This is a genomic window from Tepidiforma sp., assembly GCF_026419595.1.
In the GTDB taxonomy this organism is placed as follows: Bacteria; Chloroflexota; Dehalococcoidia; order Tepidiformales; family Tepidiformaceae; genus Tepidiforma.
On sequence record NZ_JANZZD010000054.1, the window covers coordinates 1 to 2967 of the forward strand.

Genomic DNA, 2967 nt, shown 5'->3' on the forward strand with positions numbered 1-2967 from the left:
GTGTAATCCCGGGGGATTCGAGCCTCTCGCGAGAATTTCGTAAGAACCGGGTGCGTACCTTCCGGGACGACAAACCGTTCCCGGAGGAACTCGCAGATGACCCGCCGCCTCGTTACGCTCGCTATTTCGGTGTCGGCCCTCGCCGTTATCGCCCTCGCGGGCGCGGCCCCGTACCAGTCCTGGTAAACCGGCGCGCAGGGGGCTAACCCTGCACGCAGCAGCCGAATCCGAGACAATCGCCCGCATGAAGCGCCATGCGGGCGATTTGTTCGTCCTCGGGGCCGCTGCGGTCATCTTCCTCGCGCAGCAGCTCGCCATTTCGTACATGCCGCTCGACGGCGCGGCCGGCGCGATGCGCCGCATGCTCTTCCTCGTCACGACGGCCGCGCTCGCCCTGATGGCGCTGTACTTCCGCCGCTTCTTCGGCGCCTGGCTTGTCTCGGCGGGCATCCTGATGAATCTGCTGCCAATGGCGGCTCATGGCGGGGCGATGCCCATCGACTTCGCGATTTTGCAGCGCTCGGGTGCCTTCCCGGAAGTCACCGAGGCCGATATCGGCCGCCAGACCAACCACGGGAAGGACGTCGTCCTCCGGCGCGACGACATCCGGTTCTACTGGCTCTCGGACCGGTTCATCGTCGACCTGCCGCTCTATGGAACGAACATCTACTCCGCCGGCGATTTCGTCCTCTTCGCGGGGCTCGGGCTCGTCGCGGCGCAGGCGGCAGTGATGGCGTTCCGCCCCGGCGGAGAGCGGGCGGACGCGGCGTCCCCGGCTGAGAACGTCGAACGGGGGGCCGGATGACACGGTTCGTCATCTACGGTGCGGGGGCCATCGGCGGCACGATCGGGGCGCGGCTCCACCTCGCCGGCGCCGAGGTCGCCCTCATCGCGCGGGGCGCGCACCTCGACGCGATACGGACACACGGACTCCGTTTCCGGACACCCGACGGGGAGCACCTGCTGCGCATCCCGGCGGCGGGGCGGCCGAGCGACATCGAGTGGCGGCCGGGCGACGTCGTGCTGCTCTGCATGAAGACGCAGGACACGGCTGCCGCCCTCGCCGAGCTCGAGCGCAGCGTCGGGACCGCGGTGCCGGTGGTCTGCGCGCAAAACGGGGTCGAGAACGAGCGGCTCGCAGCGCGGCGGTTCCGCGACGTGTACGCGATGCTCGTCGCGCTGCCCGCGACGCACCTGGAGCCGGGCGTGGTGACCGCCTCCGGCGCGCCGCTCAGCGGCTGCCTCCATGCCGGGCGCTTCCCCGCCGGCATCGACGGCACCATCCGGGACGTGTGCCGGGCGCTGGACGGTGCAGGGTTCCGGAGCGAGGCCGTCCCGGATGTGATGGCGCTGAAGTACCGAAAGCTCCTCCTCAACCTGGGCAACGGCGTGGACGTCCTGCTCGGCGGCAGCTCTTGGGGCGCCGGGGGCGCGGTCGGCCGGTTCCTCGAACGGCTCCGCGCCGAAGGAGAGGCAGCCTTCCGCGCTGCCGGCATCTCCGCCGTCAGCCCCGAGGAGTACCGCGAACGGGTCACGGCCCACTACCGGTCGGTGCCGGTCGCGGGAGAGCAGCGCTCGGGGAGTTCGACGCTGCAGAGTGTCCTGCGCGGCCATACCGTCACCGAAGTCGACTACCTGAACGGCGAGATCGTCATGCTCGGGATGCTGCACGGCGTCCCGACGCCGGCGAACCGCACCGTCCGCGAACTCGCCGCCCGGGTCGCGGCCGAGGGCCGGGGCCCGGGGCACCTGACGGTCGACGACCTGGAGCGGCTCGCCGGTTCGCCGCGCTGAGTGCCGCAGGTTGCCGGCGCAACCATTCGCGGAGAGCGACAGAATGCGAGCGCCGCGCTTGCCCGGGGCGTACGATGGCGCGGCCCAACCCGGGCGAGGAGCAGCTGACCATGGCGAAAATCATCGAGATCGAGGGCATCGGTCCGACCTGCGCGGCGAAACTGGAGGCAGCGGGCATCCCGACCACCGAGGCGCTGCTCGAGCAGGCCGGCTCGGCGAAGGGCCGCGAGCAGGTCGCCGAGAAGGTCGGCGTGACGACGGCGAAGGTGCTCGAATGGGTCAACCGGGCGGACCTGATGCGCGTCAAAGGCATCGGGTCGGAATACTCGGACCTGCTCGAGGCGGCCGGGGTCGACAGCGTGAAGGAGCTGGCGCAGCGGCGGCCGGAGAATCTCCACGCCAAGCTGCTCGAAGTCAACGAGGCGAAGAAGCTCGTCCGCCAGGCGCCGTCGCTCTCGGCGGTCGAGAAGTGGGTCGCCGAGGCGAAGACGCTCCCCGCGGCGGTCACGCACTGACGAGCGGCGGCCAAGAAGCCGAAGTCGCGCGGTGGCTCGACGACCTCCTCGGACCCGGGCACGGCCGGCGGGTGATCGCTATCCGGGATGACCGGGTGCTGGTCTCGAAAGTGTCGCCGGGCCTGCCCGCGCGGGTCGTCGAGGCGGTGACGAACCTGTCGGCCCTGTTCGACCCGGCGGCGCTGCGCGACTGCATGCCCCCGGGGCTCCCTCCTGCCAAAGCGTGGCACGCGGCGGCCTCGGCCATCGTGCGGGAGGCGAAGGCAGCAGGACGGCTCGACGGTACGGGCGCGGCCGAGGTGCTGGCCGGGATCGACTCGGCAGCCGCCCTGCTGGCTTCGTGCTGCTGGACGGGCGGCGACGCGGCGAGCTGGCGGCCGAGCGACGCGGAGCGCTCGGCGCTGGACGATGCCGAAGCGCGGCTCGCCCGGGGCGCCCGCGGCCTCTTCACCCGCGTCTACGGCACGTGGGAAGGGAGGCCCGTGGAGAACCACTGTCCCGGCGCCGAGGCCGCGCGGGCGCTCTTCGCGGCTGCGCGCGCGGCACTCGAGGGGGACGGCCGGGCGGGACCGGCTTGCCCGGGAGACGGTCGGCCCGTACGATGAGAAAGCTTCGGCCCCGTGGTGTAGCGGTCTAACATGCCACCCTGTCAAGGTGG

4 protein-coding genes are annotated in these 2967 nt (G+C 71.5%); all 4 read left to right on the forward strand.

The genetic code is table 11. From position 1 onward, the window contains the following. Nucleotides 1-244 precede the first annotated feature (244 nt). The 4 genes from N2041_RS14165 to N2041_RS14180 all read left to right on the forward strand — a co-directional run bounded on the left by N2041_RS14165 (nucleotide 245) and on the right by N2041_RS14180 (nucleotide 2914). Nucleotides 245-805, forward strand: a complete 561-nt coding sequence (locus N2041_RS14165; RefSeq protein WP_297679226.1) for a DUF5317 family protein — start codon at nucleotides 245-247, stop codon at nucleotides 803-805. Then, nucleotides 802-1794, forward strand: coding sequence for a ketopantoate reductase family protein (locus tag N2041_RS14170; RefSeq protein WP_297679227.1), 993 nt, complete (start codon nucleotides 802-804; stop codon nucleotides 1792-1794). The genes N2041_RS14165 and N2041_RS14170 overlap by 4 nt, the downstream gene beginning before the upstream one ends. Nucleotides 1795-1904: 110 nt before the next feature. Continuing rightward, entirely contained in the window at nucleotides 1905-2309 is a 405-nt protein-coding gene (locus tag N2041_RS14175) for a DUF4332 domain-containing protein (protein WP_297679228.1), read from the forward strand. Beyond that, complete coding sequence (locus N2041_RS14180; RefSeq protein WP_297679229.1) at nucleotides 2264-2914, forward strand: hypothetical protein; 651 nt, start codon at nucleotides 2264-2266, stop codon at nucleotides 2912-2914. The genes N2041_RS14175 and N2041_RS14180 overlap by 46 nt, the downstream gene beginning before the upstream one ends. The last annotated feature ends 53 nt before the right edge of the window (nucleotides 2915-2967 follow it).

What these genes read in the sequence shown, in the direction of transcription:
- N2041_RS14170 (WP_297679227.1), top strand. Translation starts at nt 802, where the DNA reads ATGACACGGTTCGTCATCTACGGTGCGGGGGCCATCGGCGGCACGATC.
- N2041_RS14165 (WP_297679226.1), top strand. Translation starts at nt 245, where the DNA reads ATGAAGCGCCATGCGGGCGATTTGTTCGTCCTCGGGGCCGCTGCGGTC.
- N2041_RS14175 (WP_297679228.1), top strand. Translation starts at nt 1,905, where the DNA reads ATGGCGAAAATCATCGAGATCGAGGGCATCGGTCCGACCTGCGCGGCG.